The following is an 18,316-nucleotide window of genomic DNA, read 5'->3' as shown; positions in this document are numbered from 1 at the left end:
GTTTCCATGGCGATGGGAGCCGGTTGCGGAGCCGCCTGGGGCAAGCGCTGCGGTTGCGCCTACAATGCAGGTGTCCGCGCCCCGCTCGCCTCGGTGCGCTCGTCCACCCAGGCGCGCAGGTGGCCGTCCATGCGGTTCATGAGGTGCGCCGTCGCGCGGTTGGTGAAGGCGCGGCGGATGCCGAAGGGCCGCTCGAACGGTTGGAAGATGAAGCCCTGGTCGAGCGCGATCTCGAGGCTTGCAGGGTAGACGAGCTCGTAGGTGAAGCACGCGAGACCCACAAGATAGTCCGCCGGCTCGCGACGCTCGTCGCGCCGCACGCAGCGGTGGGAGAAGAACGCATCCTCGGCCGCGGGCGAGACGTCGCTCGCGAGCAGCTCGTCCTCGGTGATGCCGAGTACCGTCTCGACATCGTCGGTGCAGGTCACGCGCAGAATGTCGATCTTGTCCGCATCGCGCACCACATCGCAGACGGCGCGGGTGCGCACATCGAGCGCATCGGGTAGGCGAAAGGCGCTGTGGTAGCCCACCGCCGCGCGGATGATTTCGGCGCCGGCGGGGTCTGCCGCCGTGCCGGGGGCAAACGCGGCGAGCGCGCCCGCTTCGTACGCATGGGCGGCAAAGGCATCGTCATCGGGCCGAGATGCGGGTACAGCGTGTACGAGCGCCGGGTCGTCGAGGTGCGTCGCCCCCTCAAAGAGCACGTCGACGCCGATGGCGGCATGGTCTGCCGAGTCGTCATCGCGGAAGGTGTCCCAGCGCCTCAGCTGCTCAAAGCGCCCGATATCGTGCAGAAGACCTGCCAGCCAGCAGATATCGATACCCACCGGGGTAAAGCCCGCCCCCTGCGCGATGCGCTGGGCGAGCTCGGCCACGCGCAGGGTGTGCTCGACCTTGAGCGCAATGCACGGGTTATCCGCATCGTACGGAGCCACGTAGGCGTCGAAGGTCGCGCGCGCCCGCGCGCGGTCGATTGCGGCCGGGGCCTCGGCCGCCCCCTCGCTGTGTGTCATCGGACCACCTCAAAGCTTGTCTCAAGCGAAATCTGGCCGGCGCGCGGCGGTCCGCGCGATGCCGTACCCATGCTAGCCGTCTATTGTATCGGTTCTGCTCTCCGCCGCGCAGGGCGGCGGCGCGCAAGGCCCGAGCAGGCGCGCCGTGGCGCCTTAGGGCGGGTGCCGGGCGCGCTATGCGTCCGGTATCGCCTGCATGGTGCCCGCGAAGACGGGGATGCCGAGCTGGTAGTCGATGATGAGATAGGCGAAGGGCCGGTCGAGGATGACGTCGTAGACCACGGGCTCCTCCATCGGCGCTGCGGCGCTCGTCTCTATGCCGACGGACGTCGCCGCTGCGGCGCGCGTCCCCTCCTCGTTCACGTCGATGAAGGTCTTGTGCAAAACCTGCCCGATGTAGAGCGGCCCCTCCTCATCGGTGCCCATGGGAGTGAAGTCGGCTTGAAGGGCATCGAAGGCGGCGTCCATGCCGAGCGCGCGCAGCGCGTCGGTGAGCTCGGTGCCGTAGGAGAGCCGGAATTTGGGCAGGCCGGCGTTGGCCTCGGCGTTAGCCAGGGGCTGCAGCAGCGCCTCGAGCGCGGGGCCGTCGAGCGCGGCGACCGCGTCGGCGAGGGCGCCGCGCTCGCGAGGCAGGAGGCCCACAAAGGCGAATCGATAGTCCGTATAGGGCTTGATGAAGCCTTGGAACTGCTCGTTCTCTAGATATGCGCCCTCGCGCGAGCGCATGAGACGGATGTCCTGCTCGAGGCCGTCCTCGCAGGTAAACGTGTCGTCCTCGACGTCCGCATCCTCATAGGGGTCCTCCCAGGCGTCCTCAAAGGCGAGGGCGTTGATAAGGTAGAGGCGCGCGCCATCCGGAATCTCGTTGATGAGCCGGTCGATCATGTGCGCGGTGTGCTCGTCCACCCAGGCGTTGATGTCGTCGACGGTGGACCCGTCGAAGGGCGCCGAGAAGACGGAGGCGTCGAGCTCGCGGGCACAGGTGGTGAGGTAGTCGTCTCGCACGTCCAACGTGTCCGACTCCCGCATCCAGACGGAGTTCGCGAGATGGAGGGGCATGGCGCCGTCGCTTGCGGCGCTGCTCTCGTCTCCCCATAGGTCGCCCGTTTGGAGGTAGCGCGCATAGGCGCCCAAGAAGGCGTTGAGCTCGTCGGTCGCAAGGCCGGTTACCCGCTCGATCTCATCGAGGGTGGTGCCCGTCGCGCCGTTTTGGGCGAGGGCGAGGGCGTAGGCGATCGAAAGCGGGGAGATGAAGGTGTTGGCGCCGGGGTCCCGGGAGCGGTCCTTAGCCGAGCACGCTTGGATGAGGCGCGCCGTGAGGGTGAACGACGCGGCGCGCGCATCGTCGTTGCCGAGGGTCTCGAAAGCGTCTTCAGCAGATACGGAGCGGGACGCCTCGCGGGCGGAGGCGGTCAGGTCGGTCGCGGTGAGGGCGAGCGTCGGCGCGCCCCCGCATCCGGCAAGCCAGGCGGGCAGCACGGCGGCCCCTCCCGCCAGCGCGGCGAGCTGCACGAGGCGGCGTCGGCCTATGGCGGGTGCGGAGACGCGGGGGCAAGAAGGAAACGCGCGCATGGGGCCTCCTTGGGAGCAACGGTGCACGCTCTCATCATACCCGTCAACGCTGCGTATGCGAGGGGCGCATCGCGCGTGGGGCAAAGGCAAGGGGCGGCTAGAGCCAGGTGCGCTCTACGATGCGCAAGGTGAGCGCATCGCGCCGCCCGGCGTAGAACTTGTCGAGAACCTGGCCAAAGACGGGGTCGGCCCCAGTGAGCTCAAAGAGCGTCATGCTGGACCTGACTTTGAGGGCGTCGACATCGCCCAAAATGGCAACCGGATCGCTGCCTGGCAGCTCGAGCAGCGCATGCGCGATCTCAAGCAGGCGGCGGTGCAGGAGGGGATGGGCGAGGTAGGCCTCCAGCTCCGCGCGGCTCCCGATGCCGTAGTAGGTGGCAGTCGAGCTTCTGCCGAGCCCCTTGAGCTGCGGAAAGATGAACCAGATCCAATGTCCGAGCTTTCGCCCCGCGCGAATCTCGGCGAGCGCTCGCTCGTACACGCCGCCGTCTTGCGCGCGCACGAAGCGCTCGATGTCGAAGGTCGTCATCTTTTGTCCACCCTTCTCGGTAGCAGTGCGGCAGGCGGTTCCTCGCACGCTCGCTGTGCGACGCGGGAGGAACAGGGCGTAAAGCAGGCGCCCCCGGGAAGGCGCCGCGGACGAGGGGTCGCGGGCGTTCCCGGGGGCGCTCAGCCGTTCTGTGCGGGCGCGGTTAGGCGAAGTAGCTCACGCCGCCCTCGAAAAGCGGCATGAACGTCTCGCCCGGCACGTTCTGGTACAGGCCCGCGCCGCGGCGCTCTGCATGGCCCATCTTGCCAAAGACGCGCCCGTCCGGAGAGGTGATACCCTCGATGGCCATGACGGAGCCGTTGGGGTTGACGTCGAGGTCCATGCTCGGCGCGCCGGCCTCGTCCACATACTGCGTGGCGATCTGGCCGCCTGCGACGAGCTGACCGAGCACCTCGTCGTTGGCGACGAAGCGGCCCTCGCCGTGAGAGATGGCCACGGTGTAGGCCTCGTCCACGGCGCAGCGGGAGAGCCAGGGCGAGAGGTCGCTGGCGATGCGCGTGCGCACGAGGCGGCTCTGGTGGCGGCCGATGGTGTTGAACGTGAGCGTGGGGGCGTCTGCCGTGGCGTCCACGATGTCGCCGTACGGCACGAGGCCGAGCTTCACGAGCGCCTGGAAGCCGTTGCAGATACCGAGCATAAGGCCGTCGCGCGCCTGCAGGAGGTCGCGCACCGCCTCGGTCACCTCGGGGGCGCGGAAGAACGCCGTGATGAACTTGGCGGAGCCGTCCGGCTCGTCGCCGCCGGAGAAGCCGCCGGGGATCATGACGATCTGGCTCTCGCGGATGCGCCGTGCGAGCTCGCGGGTGCTCTCGGCGACGGCCTCGGGCGTGAGGTTGTTGATGACGAAGGTGTCTGCCACGGCGCCGGCGGCACGGAAGGCGCGCGCCGTGTCGTACTCGCAGTTGTTGCCCGGGAAGACGGGGATGATCACGCGCGGGCGCGCGAACTTCTCGCCGGCGTAGACCGCGCGGATGCGCCCGGTGTCGGCGCAGCGATAGCTCACGGGTTCCACCGCAGGCAGATGGGCGGCCTCAGATGCGGGCGTGCGGTAGGGGAAGACGCTCTCGATGGCGCCCTCCCACAGCTCCTGCAGCTCGGCGAGATCGATGCTCTCGGCCTTCTCGCCCTCGTACGTCATGGTGTAGCCCTCGGTGGTCTCGCCCAGCTCGTAGATGGCGAAGGCGTCGCCGTACGGTGCGAGCTCAGCCGTGTCGGCGAGCTCGACCACAAAGCTGCCGTAGTAGTAATCGAGAAGGTCGAGCCCGTTCTCGTCCTCGATGCCCGGGGTGTACGCAAAACCGATGCGGTTGCCCACGCACGCCTTGAACACGGACTCCGCCACGCTGCCGAAGCCCGGAGTGGACACCGAGAGCGCGCTGCCCGAGCGGATGAGCTCCTCCACATAGCCGAAGACCGCCTTCAGGCTCTGCGGCTCGGGCAGGATGCCCGCCCACTCGTAGGCGGGGGCGATGAGCGCCACGCGGTGACCGGCGCCTTTGAACTCGGGGGAGACGATGCGGTCGAGCGAGCCCGTCGCCACGGCGAACGAGACGAGGGTGGGCGGCACGTCGAGGTCCTCGAACGAGCCGGACATGGAGTCCTTGCCGCCGATGGCGCCGATGCCGAGGTCGACCTGCGCCATGAGGGCGCCGAGCACGGCTGCGGCGGGCTTGCCCCAGCGCTCGGGCACGTCGCGCAGGCGCTCGAAGTACTCCTGGAACGAGAGGTAGGCGCGGGTATGGTCGAAGCCCGTCGCCACGAGCTTGGAGACGCTCTCCACCACGGAGAGGTAGGCGCCGCGATACTGATCGGCGCTCATGAGGTAGGGGTTGAAGCCCCATGCCATGCCCGAGACCGTGGTGGTCTCGCCGTCGACCGGGAATTTGGCGACCATCGCCTGCGCCGGGGTGAGCTGCGTCCTGCCGCCGTAGGGCATGAGGACGGTCGCGGCGCCGATGGTGGAGTCGAAGCGCTCGGCGAGTCCCTTGTTGGAGGCGACGTTCAGGTTGGTGACGAGGGCGCGCATGGCGTCGGCGAACGTCGCCTCGTCCTCGCCGGGGATCTTGGGAAGGCCGTCTGCGCCCTGCTCCTCGATGTGGACGCTCTGGTGCTTGGGCGCGCCGTTGCTCGCCAAAAACGCGCGGCTGAGGTCGACGATCACGTCGCCGTCCCAGGCCATGCGGACGCGCTTCTCGTGCGTGACCTCGGCGATGACCGTCGCCTCGAGGTTCTCCTCCTCAGCGTAGCCCATAAACTCGTCCACGTCGTCCTCGGCTACGGCAACCGCCATGCGCTCCTGGCTCTCGCTAATCGCAAGCTCAGTGCCGTCGAGGCCCTCGTACTTCTTGGTCACCTGGTCGAGGTCGATGTAGAGGCCGTCGGCGAGCTCGCCCACGGCAACCGAGACGCCGCCCGCGCCAAAGTCGTTGCAGCGCTTGATGAGCCGGCACGCGTCGCCGCGGCGGAAGAGGCGCTGCAGCTTGCGCTCCATGGGGGCGTTGCCCTTCTGCACCTCGGCGCCGTCCTTCTCGATGGACTCGACGTTGTGCGCCTTGGAGCTACCCGTGGCGCCGCCGATGCCGTCGCGACCGGTGCGACCGCCGAGCAGGATGATCTTGTCGCCGGGCTGCGGCTCTTCGCGGCGCACGTGGCTCGCGGGCGTGGCGCCCACGACGGCGCCGATCTCCATGCGCTTGGCCACATAGCCGGGGTGATAGAGCTCCGAGACCTGCCCGGTGGCCAGTCCGATTTGGTTGCCGTAGCTCGAGTAGCCGGCGGCCGCGGTGGTCACGATCTTGCGCTGGGGGAGCTTGCCGGCAAGCGTCTCAGAGACGGGGACGGTGGGGTCAGCCGCACCGGTGACCCGCATGGCCTGGTAGACGTAGCTGCGGCCGGAGAGCGGGTCGCGGATGGCGCCGCCGATGCAGGTGGCCGCGCCGCCGAAGGGCTCGATCTCGGTCGGGTGGTTGTGGGTCTCGTTCTTAAAGAGGAAGAGCCAATCCTGATCCTCGCCGTCTACGTCAACGGTGACCTTCACGGTGCAGGCGTTGATCTCCTCCGACTCGTCGAGGCCGGTGAGCTTGCCGGTTGCTTTGAGGTACTTGGCGCCGATGGTGCCCATGTCCATGAGGCAGACGGGCTTTTCGTCGCGGCCGAGCTCGTGGCGCATGGCCAGATAGCGGTCGAAGGCAGCCTGCACGACCTCGTCGTCAATCTCGACCTCGTCGAGCACGGTGCCGAAGGTGGTATGGCGGCAGTGGTCGGACCAGTAGGTGTCGATCACGCGGATTTCGGTGATCGAGGGGTCGCGGCCCTCCTGGGTGAAGTACTCCTGGCAAAACGACAGGTCGGCGTCGTCCATCGCGAGCCCGCGCTCGGCGATGAACGCGGCGAGGCCCTCCTCGTCGAGCTCGCGGAAGCCGTGGAGCACCTCGACCGGCTCGGGGTCGGGAATCTCCACCTCAAGGGTCTCGGGCTTCTCGAGCGAGGCGATGCGCGACTCGACGGGGTTCACCACGTAGTGCTCGATGGTGGCGATGGCGTCGTCGGTGAGCTCACCTTCGAGGATGTAAACCTTTGCGGCGCGAACGGTCGGGCGCTCGCCCTGGCTGATGAGCTGAATGCACTCGCTCGCGGAGTCCGCGCGCTGGTCGAACTGCCCGGGCAGCGACTCGACGGCAAAGACGTGCGCGCCGGCAACCTCGGGGAGCTCGTCGTAGGCGTTGTCCACCTGCGGCTCGGAGAAGACCGTCGTGACGCAGGTGCGGAAGAGCCCTTCGTCGATACCCTCGACGTCATAGCGGTTGATGAGTCGAAGTCCCGTCAGTCCCTCGATGCCAAGGGTGCCCGTGAGCTCGCTCTTGAGCTGCTGCGCCTCGACGTCAAAGCCCGGCTTCTTCTCAACGTAGATGCGAGAGACCATTCAAGCCTGCCCTTCTGTTGGGTGTGATGCATACCGTCTCTATGATACGACAGCACTGCCTCCGATTCTCCCCGTCGTTTGCATAGACATAATAGAACATATGTTCTAAGATAGCAAGAACAATAGTTCGATATTTGTAGAACGCTTCTAAAGTACTACAAATATATGGTATTCTGGAGGTCGCCATGTGGGAAATCGACCTGTACGGTATCTGGGATTGGCTGACGGAGCAGGATGAGACAACGGTGGCGGGAGTGTATGCAGCTCTGGACGTTTTGGAGCGCGAGGGGCCGGCACTGGGCAGACCTCTCGTGGACACCTTACGACATACCAACATCCCCTCTTTAAAGGAGTTGCGCCCTGCTTCTCCTGGGAGGTCTGAGGTGCGCATCATCTTCTCGTTCGACCCCAGGCGTCGCGCTGTCATGCTGCTTGCAGGCGATAAGGCGAGGGGTGGGAAGCGATTCTCGTGGAGCAATTGGTATAAGCGGGCGATTCCCGAGGCGGAGCGAAGGTATCGGGCATATATGGAGCAGTCGGATCGAGGTTGAGCTTATGGGGACGTCATATCGAGAATTCAGACAGATGCATCCCGTGTCTGACGAGGCAATGAATGCGGCTCGGGCGGCCACCGAGGAGAAAATCCGGGCGTATGAGCTGCGCGAGGCCCGAAAGGCGTGCGGGCTCACGCAGGAACAGGTCTCGGAGCGCATGGGCGTTGGGCAGAAACGAGTCTCTGCGGTCGAGACGGGTAAGATCGACACGCTAAAGGTTGACACCTTGCGACGCTATGTTGCCGCGCTAGGGGGGACGCTCTGCATCACGGCGGAGCTCCCGCATGGGGCAGTGCGCCTTTCGCTCTGACTGAGTGGTGCTGATGCTGCCGGTACGTTGCCGCGAGGCATGGGCGGAAGCGTCTCCGCATGTGTGGCGCTTGGCTTTTGCAAGGTTGGACTGAGTTAAACCTCATGCGGAGGAGGGGGTTGAACGATAATCGGTTCGATTGTTTGCATGGGCACTGTTCGGGTATTGCTTGGGGTGCGTTTGTGGAGCGAGAAAGAGGGGCGATATTGGCTTCTGATGAAGTTGAGGCGCTGGCCCGTGCGGTGCTTGCGGGCGCGGGCGGGGCGGAGAACGTTGCCTCGGCAACGCATTGCATGACGCGCCTGCGTCTGGTGCTTTGCGATGAGGGGGCGGCGGACGAGGCTGCCGTGAAGGAGATCCCGGGCGTGCTCGGAGCAGTGCGCCAGGGCGGGCAGTTTCAGGTTATTATCGGGCCCGACGTGGCGCGGGTCTCTGATGCGCTCGAGAGCCTGCGGGCGACGTCTGGCCAAAGCGCTTCAGTCGGCTCGGCCGAATCGGCGGCCGGTTCGGCGCCGGTGGCGGCTGGGGTGCCGACGAAGGATACGCCCAGTTTGCACGATGTGGACGATGCGGGCGGACGGTCCGGCGCCGCCGATACAAAGCTTCTGCCCCTTTGTACCGCGCGCGGGGCGCTTGAGCTTCTGACCGCCTCGGTGGTGCCCTGCGTGGATTACCTCGGTGCCGCGGCCATCCTTCGCGGGGCGCTGTGGCTGGTCGCGAGCTGTGGGGTCGGCGCCGAGCAGGGGAGTGTGCTCGCCTTGCTCATCGGCCTGGCAGACGTCTCGTTCTATCTGCTTTCGGTCTTGGTTGCCTTCTCTGCCGCCCGTAAACTCAATGTGAGCGTTTGGCCGCCGGTCGGTATAGCCGCCGTTCAGGCCTACGCGTTTGCGGTTGCGCCGGGATCGGTTCCGGGTCCGCTTGGCGGGCTGCCTTTCTTGGAGCGCGGTGCCGGGCTCGTCTTCTCGGCCGTGGTCACCGCCTGGCTTTGCGCGCTGGTGGAGCGCGCCGTGGCGCCCCGGGTCCCCACCGTTACCCGTAGTGTGCTTGCGCCGCTTGCGGTACTCACGGTAGTTGGCGCTGGCATGGGCTTTGTTGTTGGTCCGCTTGTCATGAGCGCCTGCGGAGCCGTCTCGTTTGCCGTGCACACGGTCTTTCTCTGCTGGCCCGTGACAACGGCGCTGGTTATTGGGGCTGTTTGGCAGCTTGTGGTTGCGCGCGGCCTCCATTGGCTTTTTACGCCGCTTCTGCTGGGCGAGCTCGTTGCTCTGGGGAGCGACCCCATCATGCTTGTCACCGTTATTCCGCAGCTAAGCCAGGCGGGCATTGCCCTTGGTGCCGCCCTGGTAGCATCCGACGCTGCGCGCCGCCACCAGGCGCTCGCCACGACGGGTCAGGCGCTCTTTGGCAAGACGGAGCCTGCGCTCTACGGCTTTACGCTTGCGGTGCCACACCTGCAGGCGGCTGCGAATGTTGCTTCTGGCCTTGCGGCGGCTGCAGCCATCGCACTCGGCGGAACGTTCTATGGGGTGACGGGCGGCGTCTTGGGCATCTTGGGCACGGTTGGCCCGGAGGGCGCGGGTGCCCCGACGGTGGCGTATCTTGCGGCTGCGGCAGTGGCCCTGATCTGTGCCGGCGTCTCTGCGGCCGTTGCGTTTCGGATGCGGCGCGGCGTCTCAAAGTAGGTCGTACGCTGCGTTCTGGCAAACTGCTAGGTAACGAACTGCGGCAATGACGGAATGCAACCTCCGCCATTGCCGCAGTTTGACATGTACTGGGTGTTTTCGAGCGCCTTACAGGTTAATCTGCGGCAACGGTGAATTCTTATGGTTGGGGCTGCTGGAGGAGTCGGTCCGTCGGGTTTCGCCCATGGGTCCGATACCCGGTAACCCGCCAGCGGCCATCCCTCTGCCTAGTTCTCCTCCACGCCGTCCGTCCAGGCGGCAACATCTTCAATGCGAATGACGCTCGCCACGCCCTCGACCTCGTCCATCGCCTCGAAGATCTTGATGGCGGCGTGCACGTCGCGCTCGAGCGCCCGGTGCGTCAGGAACACGACGGAGCAGCGGGTACCGTCGCCGTCTTTCAGTTGGTGGATGGTTGAGATGGAGATGCCCGCGTCGGCAAAGGCCGTCACCACCGGGGCGAGCGCGCCCACGCGGTCGGCCACCATCAGGCGGATGTAGTAGCGCGTCTCGAGCTCCTCGATGGAGCGCAGGCGCAGCACGCGGTCATAGGGTTCGGTCTCGGGCATGGGGCCCTCGCCGCGCGCGATGGCGTCGGCGAGCTCGAGCACGTCGCCCACCACGGCGCTCGCGGTGGGGAAAGAGCCCGCGCCCGCCCCGTAGAACATGGTCTCGCCCACGGCGTCGCCCACCACAAACACCGCGTTCATGGCGCCCGAGACGCCGGCGAGCATGTGGTTCGCGGGGATCATCGTGGGGTGTACGCGCACGTCGACGCCCTTCTCGGTGTTGCGGGCGACGCCGAGGAGCTTCACGCGGTAGCCGAGCTCGCGCGCCTGCGCGATGTCGGCGGCCGATACGTTGCGGATGCCCTGCATGTAGACGTCGTCGGTGGTCACGCGCGTGTGGAAGGCGATCGACGAGAGGATGGCCACCTTGCTTGCGGCGTCGAAGCCGTCGACGTCTGCCGAGGGGTCCGCCTCGGCGTAGCCCAGGCGCTGCGCGTCGGCCAGGACCTCGTCGTAATCGAGCCCCTCGGTCTCCATGCGGCTGAGCATGTAGTTGGTGGTGCCGTTCAGGATGCCGGCGACCGTGAGGATCTCGTTGCCGGTGAGGGCGTGCTCCAGCGCGTTCACGATGGGGATGCCGCCCGCCGCCGCGGCCTCGCATTTGAGCTGGACGCCGTGCTCCGCGGCGAGGCGGGCGAGCCGCTCGACGTGGCGGCCGAGGAGCGCCTTGTTGGCGGTCACGACATGCTTGCCCGCCGCGAAGGCCGCCTCGAAGATCTCGGTCGCGGGGTGCTCGCCGCCGATGAGCTCCACCACGATGTCGACGGCGGGGTCGGCCACGAGCTCGGCCCAGTCGCCCGTGAGCGTGCCGGGCGCGAGCCCCAGCTCTGCCTCGCGCTCGGGGCGCATGTCGCAGACGCGCGCGATGTGCAGGTCGATGCCGTAGGCGCGCAGGTACTCGTCGCGGTGGCGCAGGATGGTGCAGGCGGTGCCGCCGCCCACGGTGCCGAGGCCGATGATGCCCACGCCCACGGTTCGGGCGCCGGTGGTCGCATGTGCGGTCATGTGAGGTCTCCTTCGTCGTTTTTGGGCGCAGCCCTGAAACCAAGATGTAACACGGTATCTACGCTGCGGCTTGTTGCTAAAGCGCAGGTAGACTTTACCATACTGGTGTGCCGGTGCGCCCGGCGCGTGCCGGGAGCGCCGCCTTAGGGGTGTTTCACCTTACCAAACCCCCCAAAAACGAGTAAGGTTTACCTCACCGCCAACATATCTGCAAGCGGTATACGACCGACACGCGCCTTGAGGTCCGGCAGGAGATCGGCGCGCTTAGGGAAGGAGCATCTCATGTCCTCTATTAATCTCAACCCCCAGATGAGCCGCCGCAGCCTTATCGCGGGTGCCGCGGCATTGAGCGCCGCCGGCGTGCTTGCCGGCTGCTCGGGCGGCGACGAGGCCCCGGCGGGCTCCGGCGCCGCTTCCGGCGCCGCGGTCTTTAAGCTCGGCAGCATCGGCCCCACCACCGGTGACGCGGCCATCTATGGCAACGCCGTCAAGAACGGCGCCCAGATCGCCGTGGACGAGATCAACGCCGAGGGCGGCGACATCCAGTTCGAGCTCAACTTCCAAGACGACGAGAACGACCCCGAGCGCTCCGTCAACGCCTACAACAACCTCAAGGACTGGGGCATGCAGATCCTCGTGGGCACCGTCACCACGGCTCCCTGCGTGGCCGTGTCCGCCGAGACCAACGCCGACAACATGTTCCAGATCACGCCCTCCGGCTCCTCCACCGACGTCATCGGCGGCCAGCCCGATGCGGACGGCAACATCTCCACGCCGCGCAAGGAGAACGTCTTCCAGATGTGCTTCACCGACCCCAACCAGGGCGCGGCGTCCGCGCAGTACATCTCCGAGCAGCAGCTCGGCACCAAGATCGCCATCATCTACAACAACTCCGACACCTACTCTACCGGCATCTATCAGAGCTTCCTTTCCGAGGCTGCCGACTTGGGGCTCGAGGTCGTCGCGGAGAGCGCGTTTACCAACGACTCCGCCACCGACTTCTCCGTCCAGCTGAACGACGCTAAGAACGCCGGCGCCGACCTGGTCTTCCTGCCGATCTACTACACGCCCATCTCGCTCATCCTCACGCAGGCCAACCAGATGGGCTATGCGCCCAAGTGGTTCGGCGTCGACGGCATGGACGGCCTGCTCACGGTCAAGGGCTTCGACACCGCGCTCGCCGAGGGCTGCATGCTGCTGACCCCGTTTGTCGCCACCGCCGAGGACGAGGCGACGAAGGCGTTCGTCGAGACCTACGAGGGCGCCGACTACGGTAACGGCGAGACCCCCAACCAGTTCGCCGCCGATGCCTACGACTGCGTCTACGCGCTCAAGCAGGCTATCGAGGAGGGCGGCATCACGGCCGACATGGACCCGTCCGACATGTGCGACGCGCTCGTGGAGACGTTCACGTCGTCCGACTTCTCGTTTACCGGCCTCACCACCGCCGGCGAGGCGGCTACGTGGTCCGATACCGGTGAGATCTCCAAGCAGCCCACCGGTATGGTGATCGAGGGCGGCGTGTACATGCCGCTCGACGCGTAATCGTCCGCGTAACGGAAGGTTCCGTTTGCGCTTGAGCGGAGGCCACCGCACACCCGGTGGTCTCCGCTTTTACCATGGAAGGAGGGGACATGGAGTTTCTCGCCAACATCATCAACGGCATGAGCCTGGGAAGCGTCTACGCCATCATCGCGCTCGGCTACACCATGGTGTACGGCATCGCCAAGATGCTCAACTTCGCGCACGGCGACGTCATCATGGTGGGCGCCTACATCTGCTTCTGCTCGATGACCTATCTGGGGCTGCCCGTCATCGCGGGCGTCGTCCTGTCCATCATCGGCTGCACGGTCCTCGGCATCGTGATGGAGCGGCTCGCCTACAAGCCGCTGCGCAACGCGCCGAGCCTGAACGTGCTCATCACCGCCATCGGTGTGAGCTACTTCTTGCAGAACGCAGCGCTCATCCTCATGGGGTCAGACCCCAAGAGCTTCTCGTCCATCATCAGCCTGCCGGCGCTCAGGCTCTTCGACGGCGCGCTCACCATCTCGGCCACGGCGGTCATCACCATTCTTGTGTGCGTCGTCATCATGGTGGCGCTGACGCTCTTCACCACCAAGACCAAGATGGGCAAGGCCATGCGCGCCTGCTCCGAGGACCGCGACGCCGCCCAGCTCATGGGTATCAACGTCAACGGCACCATTTCGATGGTCTTCGCCATCGGCTCGGGGCTCGCGGCCATCGCCGGCGTCCTCATGTGCTCGGCCTACCCCACGCTCATGCCCACGACGGGCTCCATGCCCGGCATCAAGGCCTTCACGGCGGCGGTGCTCGGCGGCATCGGCTCCATCCCGGGCGCCGCGCTCGGCGGCATTCTGCTCGGCGTGATCGAGATCTTGGCGCGCGCCTACATCTCGACCCAGCTCGCCGACGCCGTGGTCTTCGCCGTGCTCATCGTCATGCTGCTCATCCGTCCCGCCGGCCTTCTCGGCAAGCCGGTCAACGAGAAGGTGTAGGGAGGAGCCATGGGAATCAAAACGCTCAAACCGCAGACGCGCTCGACGATCATCACCTATGCCATCGTCATCGCTGCGTTTCTGGTCGTGACCGTGCTCGACGGCCTCGGCCTCATCTCCAATTCGCTCTCGGGCCAGCTCGTGCCCATCTGCGCCTATGTGTCGCTCGCCGTGTCGCTCAACCTCGTCGTCGGCGTCTCGGGCGAGCTCTCGCTCGGCCACGCGGGCTTCATGAGCGTCGGCGCCTTCACGGGCGTCGTCGTGGCGGGGTGCCTCGCGCGCATGGGTATCGATAACGAGCTTATGCTCTTCGCGGGCTCCGCCGTGGTGGGCGCCATCGTCGCCGGCATCATCGGCTTTCTGGTGGGTATCCCCGTCATGCGCCTGCGCGGCGACTACCTCGCCATCGTGACCCTCGCCTTCGGTGAGATCATCAAGAACCTCCTCAACAACTTCTATATCGGCGTGGACGATGCGGGCCTGCACTTCTCGATGACGGACTCGTCGTCGCTCGGCATGACGCAGGGCACCATCCTCATCAACGGCCCCAAGGGCGCCGTCGGCATCGACAAGATCTCGACGTTCGCCCTCGGCATCTTGCTCGTGCTCATCACGGTCGCCGTGGTGCTCAACCTCATGCACAGCCGCGACGGCCGCGCCATCATGGCGGTGCGCGACAACCGCATCGCGGCCGAGAGCGTCGGCATCAACACCACCAAGTACCGCCTCATGGCGTTCACGGTGGCCTCCGCCCTCGCCGGCGCGGCGGGCGTGCTCTACGCCATGAACTACTCGACCATCACGCCCTCGCAGTTCGATTTCAACCAGTCGATCCTGATCCTCGTCTACGTGGTGCTGGGCGGCATGGGCAACATCTGGGGCTCCATCGTCTCGGCGGCGTTCCTGACCGTCCTGCCCGAGGTCCTGCGTCCCATCAACCAGTACCGCATGCTGCTCTACGCCATCGTCCTCATCCTCGTGATGGTGGTCCCGCACCTCAAGATCTACCAGCGTGCGGCTGAGGCTCTGCGCCGGCGCTTTGGCCGGGGCGAGGCGGACGATGCGACCGAGTCCGTTGCCACCGAAGGAGGCGAGGCGGATGCCTAAGCTCTTCAGCGACTTTGCGAAGGCGCGCCGCGAGAACACCCGGATGGTCCCCGTGCCCAGCCAGGCGCTCATCCCGGACCGCGACATCTACGCATCGCCCGTGCTCGAATGCGTGCACCTGGGCATCGATTTCGGTGGCCTCAAGGCGGTCGATGACTTCAACCTCACCATCGGCAAGACCGAGATCGCCGGTCTCATCGGCCCCAACGGCGCGGGCAAGACCACGGTCTTCAACCTGCTCACCAAGGTCTACACGCCCACGCGCGGCACCATCATGGTCGACGGCCACGATACGGCCGGCCTCGACCCGGCGCGCGTGAACCGCTTGGGCGTGGCGCGCACCTTCCAGAATATCCGCCTCTTCAACACGCTCACCGTTGAGGAGAACGTGATGGTTGGCCTGCACAACCAGCATCATTGCGGCATGGCGACCTCGATTTTGCGCCTGCCGCACCACTGGAAGAGCGAGCGGTACTATCACGAGCGCGCCCTCGAGCTGCTCGACATCTTCGACATGTGCGGCTTGGCCGACCATGAGGCGGGCAGCCTGCCCTACGGCGCCCAGCGCCGTCTGGAGATCGTGCGCGCGCTCGCGACCAACCCCAAGCTGCTGTTGCTCGACGAGCCCGCCGCCGGCATGAATCCGTCCGAGACGGCTGAGCTTATGGAGAACATCGTCAAGATCCGCGACGAGTTCCAGATCGCCATCATGCTCATCGAGCACGACATGAACCTCGTCATGAATATCTGCGAGGGCATCTGTGTTCTCAACTTCGGCAAGATCATCGCCAAGGGTACGCCCGAGGACATCCAGCAAAACGATGCCGTTGTCGAGGCGTACCTCGGCAAGCAGAAGAAGGAGGTGGCCTAGGTGCTGAGCGTGTACAACATCAACGTGTGGTACGGGGCGATCCACACCATCAAGAACATCTCGTTTGAGGTGAACGACGGCGAGATTGTGGCCCTTATCGGCGCGAACGGCGCGGGCAAGTCCACCACCTTAAAGACGCTCTCCGGCCTTCTGCGCTCGCGCACCGGCTCCATCACCTTCATGGGCGAGGACCTCATGCATATGAGCGCCGAGAAGATCGTCGAGCACGGCCTTGTGCACGTGCCCGAGGGCAGGCGCATCTTCCAGCAGATGACGGTGGAGGAGAACCTCGACATGGGCGCGTACACGCAGCCCAAGGAGACCATCGCCGGCAATCTTGAGCGCGTCTACGCGCAGTTCCCGCGCCTGAAGGAGCGCCGCCGCCAGATCGCCGGCACGCTCTCGGGCGGCGAGCAGCAGATGCTCGCCATGGGCCGCGGGCTGATGGCGAACCCCAAGCTGCTGATGCTCGACGAGCCCTCGATGGGTTTGGCGCCCATTCTGGTGGAGCAGATCTTCGATATCATCAAGGGCCTGCACAAGGACGGGACCACGATCCTTCTGGTCGAGCAGAACGCGCAGATGGCGCTTTCGGTCGCCACGCGCGCCTACGTGCTGGAGACCGGCCGTGTGACGCTCGCCGGTACGGGCGAGGAGCTCCTGCATAACGACGACGTGCGGAAGGCGTATCTCGGCGGCTAGGCCGAGGGTTTGGGCGAGAGCCCGGGCGGAACAGCAGCGTTGCGGCGCCGCGCGGCGCCGCGCATCCACGGGCGCCCCGCGATCGCGCGGGGCGCCCGCCCCATAAGGTACCGGGGGCGCAGCTTACATTCAGCTGACACGCGTTTGCTAGAATGGCCCAATCCTGTCCGGCCGCCGCCCGGCGGCCCTCGTCGTTGGGAGGCTCGCCATGCACGCCCGACTCTCGCGCCTCGCGCGGCGCATCGTACCCGCCCTCGCGGTCCTCGTGCTCGCCGCAGGTCTCGCCGGTTGCATGGGCGCGGGGGCTCCCGAGGTGGAGCCGGCGCCGGACGGGGGCGCGCCCGCGCAGGCGGCGGTCGACATCCAGGAGGTGGACGGCGCGCAGCGCTTCGTCCCCGCGGGCGGCACGGACCTCACCCTGAAGATCGCCTCGGGCTCCGAGAACAAGGAGGCGGCAGAGGCCATCGCCTACGCCGCCGGCGAGGCGGGTGTGACGGTCGAGATGCACTACATGGGCTCGCTCGAGATCCGCTCCGTCCTCGAGGCGGGCGGCGCCGACTACGACGCCGTGTGGCCCGCGTCCTCGATGTGGATATCGCTCGGCGACACGGGGCACATCACCCGAAACGCCCAGAGCACCTCGACCACGCCCGTGGTCTTCGGCATCGCGCGCGGCCGTGCCGAGGAGCTCGGCTGGGTCGACGCGTCCGGCGCCACGGCGTCGCCCACCACGGCGGAGATCCTCGATGCGGTGGAGACGGGCGAGCTCTCCTTCGCCATGACCTCGGCCACGCAGTCCAACAGCGGCGCATCCGCCTACCTGGCGTTCCTGACGGCGCTCTCGGGCTCGGACGGGCCCCTTACCGCCGACGACCTCGCCGATGCCGAGCTCACCGGCCGCGTGGCGGCGCTGCTCTCGGGCGTGGACCGCTCGTCGGGCTCGTCCGACTGGCTGAAGGAGATGGTCGTCGCCGACCCGGGCGCCCATCAGGCCATGGTGAACTACGAGTCGCTCGTGTCGCAGGCTGACCGTGAGCTCGAGGAGGCCGGTGCCGAGCCCCTCATGGCCATCTACCCCGCGGACGGCATCGCCGTCTCCGACAGTCCGCTCGCCTACGTGGACCGCGGTCAGGACGCGGCCGTGGAGGACGCGTTCCTCGCCTTCCAACAGGCGCTCGCCGACGACGAGGCGACGCTCGCCATGGAGCGCGTGGGGCGCCGCTGCGGCCTCGGCGGCAAGATCCTGCACGCGGACGACCCCGAGGTGCAGGCGGCGTTCTCGCCCGACTGGGGCATCGTGGACGACGCGAGCGTGCTGAAGTCGATCCCGCTCCCCGCGGGCGAGGTGATCGGGGAGGCGCTCACCCTCTACCAGACCGCGCTCAAGAAGCCCTCGTACTCCATCTGGGTGGTGGACTACTCCGGCTCGATGTACGGCGAGGGCAAGGACGGCGTGGTCGCGGGCCTCGAGCAGGCGCTCGACCCCGCCCTCGCGGCGGCGTCGCTCATCCAGCCGACGGAGGGCGACGTCAACGTGCTCATCCCGTTCGCTGACGGGCCGGGGGAGGCCGTCGTCGCCGAGGGTGCGGACACCGCGCCTGTGCTCGACGCCGCGCGCTCCCGGGAGCCCGTGGGCGGGACGGACATCTATGCGGCCCTCGAGGCGGCTCTCGAGCTGGCTGAGCAGGCCGAGGCGGAGGGACGGTGGACCGTGGCGATCGCGCTCATGTCCGACGGCCAGTCCGAGACGGAGAACCGCGCGCGCTTCGAGGGGGCCTACGACGCCTCCGGGACCGACGTCCCCGTGTTCTCGATCATGTTCGGCTCCGCCGACCCCGCGCAGCTCGACGACCTCTCCGCGCTCACCAACGGGCGCACCTTCGACGGCAGGACGGGCGACCTCGCCGCGGTCTTCCGCCAGGTCAAGGGCTATAACTAGGGGC

General features: G+C 66.8%; 12 protein-coding genes. 7 read left to right on the top strand and 5 right to left on the bottom strand.

The genetic code is table 11. The features are described 5' to 3' along the window. Nucleotides 1-59: 59 nt before the first annotated feature. The 4 genes from B5F70_RS04660 to B5F70_RS04645 all read right to left on the bottom strand — a co-directional run bounded on the left by B5F70_RS04660 (nucleotide 60) and on the right by B5F70_RS04645 (nucleotide 7,057). Nucleotides 60-1,013, bottom strand: a complete 954-nt coding sequence (locus B5F70_RS04660) for an HD domain-containing protein (RefSeq protein ID WP_087204399.1) — start codon at nucleotides 1,011-1,013, stop codon at nucleotides 60-62. A gap of 174 nt (nucleotides 1,014-1,187) precedes the next feature. Next, a complete protein-coding gene (locus tag B5F70_RS04655) occupies nucleotides 1,188-2,585 on the bottom strand; it encodes a serpin family protein (RefSeq protein ID WP_087204398.1) in 1,398 nt (465 codons plus the stop codon). 97 nt (nucleotides 2,586-2,682) lie between these two features. After that, nucleotides 2,683-3,114 (bottom strand): DUF1810 domain-containing protein, encoded by a 432-nt coding sequence (locus B5F70_RS04650; RefSeq protein ID WP_087204397.1) that lies wholly within the window; start codon nucleotides 3,112-3,114, stop codon nucleotides 2,683-2,685. A 163-nt stretch (nucleotides 3,115-3,277) separates the two neighbouring features. Further along, nucleotides 3,278-7,057 (bottom strand): phosphoribosylformylglycinamidine synthase, encoded by a 3,780-nt coding sequence (locus B5F70_RS04645; RefSeq protein WP_087204396.1) that lies wholly within the window; start codon nucleotides 7,055-7,057, stop codon nucleotides 3,278-3,280. 1,070 nt (nucleotides 7,058-8,127) lie between these two features. On the opposite strand from B5F70_RS04645, the gene B5F70_RS04630 reads away from it, so the two are divergent. After that, nucleotides 8,128-9,603 carry a PTS transporter subunit EIIB gene (locus B5F70_RS04630; RefSeq protein ID WP_158094929.1) on the top strand — a complete coding sequence of 492 codons (1,476 nt, stop codon included), beginning with the start codon at nucleotides 8,128-8,130 and terminating at the stop codon, nucleotides 9,601-9,603. A 227-nt stretch (nucleotides 9,604-9,830) separates the two neighbouring features. Here B5F70_RS04630 and B5F70_RS04625 read toward each other — a convergent pair whose 3' ends face one another. Further along, entirely contained in the window at nucleotides 9,831-11,177 is a 1,347-nt protein-coding gene (locus B5F70_RS04625) for a homoserine dehydrogenase (protein ID WP_087204392.1), read from the bottom strand. 282 nt (nucleotides 11,178-11,459) lie between these two features. On the opposite strand from B5F70_RS04625, the gene B5F70_RS04620 reads away from it, so the two are divergent. The 6 genes from B5F70_RS04620 to B5F70_RS04595 all read left to right on the top strand — a co-directional run bounded on the left by B5F70_RS04620 (nucleotide 11,460) and on the right by B5F70_RS04595 (nucleotide 18,312). Next, nucleotides 11,460-12,722 (top strand): ABC transporter substrate-binding protein, encoded by a 1,263-nt coding sequence (locus tag B5F70_RS04620; RefSeq protein WP_087204391.1) that lies wholly within the window; start codon nucleotides 11,460-11,462, stop codon nucleotides 12,720-12,722. Between the two features lie 89 nt (nucleotides 12,723-12,811). Continuing rightward, the gene (locus tag B5F70_RS04615; protein WP_087204390.1) at nucleotides 12,812-13,693 is read left to right on the top strand and encodes a branched-chain amino acid ABC transporter permease; all 882 of its coding nucleotides are present in this window, start codon (nucleotides 12,812-12,814) and stop codon (nucleotides 13,691-13,693) included. A 9-nt stretch (nucleotides 13,694-13,702) separates the two neighbouring features. Continuing rightward, nucleotides 13,703-14,800, top strand: coding sequence for a branched-chain amino acid ABC transporter permease (locus tag B5F70_RS04610; protein WP_087204389.1), 1,098 nt, complete (start codon nucleotides 13,703-13,705; stop codon nucleotides 14,798-14,800). Then, on the top strand, nucleotides 14,793-15,671 hold the full coding sequence (locus B5F70_RS04605) for an ABC transporter ATP-binding protein (RefSeq protein ID WP_087204388.1): 879 nt from the start codon (nucleotides 14,793-14,795) through the stop codon (nucleotides 15,669-15,671). The genes B5F70_RS04610 and B5F70_RS04605 overlap by 8 nt, the downstream gene beginning before the upstream one ends. Next, nucleotides 15,672-16,373: an ABC transporter ATP-binding protein gene (locus tag B5F70_RS04600; protein ID WP_087204387.1), complete on the top strand. Its 702-nt coding sequence runs from the start codon at nucleotides 15,672-15,674 to the stop codon at nucleotides 16,371-16,373. 208 nt (nucleotides 16,374-16,581) lie between these two features. Then, nucleotides 16,582-18,312: a VWA domain-containing protein gene (locus B5F70_RS04595; RefSeq protein WP_206383500.1), complete on the top strand. Its 1,731-nt coding sequence runs from the start codon at nucleotides 16,582-16,584 to the stop codon at nucleotides 18,310-18,312. The last annotated feature ends 4 nt before the right edge of the window (nucleotides 18,313-18,316 follow it).

Source organism: Collinsella sp. An268 (genome assembly GCF_002159765.1).
Classification (GTDB): Bacteria; Actinomycetota; Coriobacteriia; order Coriobacteriales; family Coriobacteriaceae; genus Coprousia.
The sequence above is the reverse complement of the archived record's forward strand: the minus strand, read 5'-3'. Positions and strand labels throughout refer to the sequence as shown.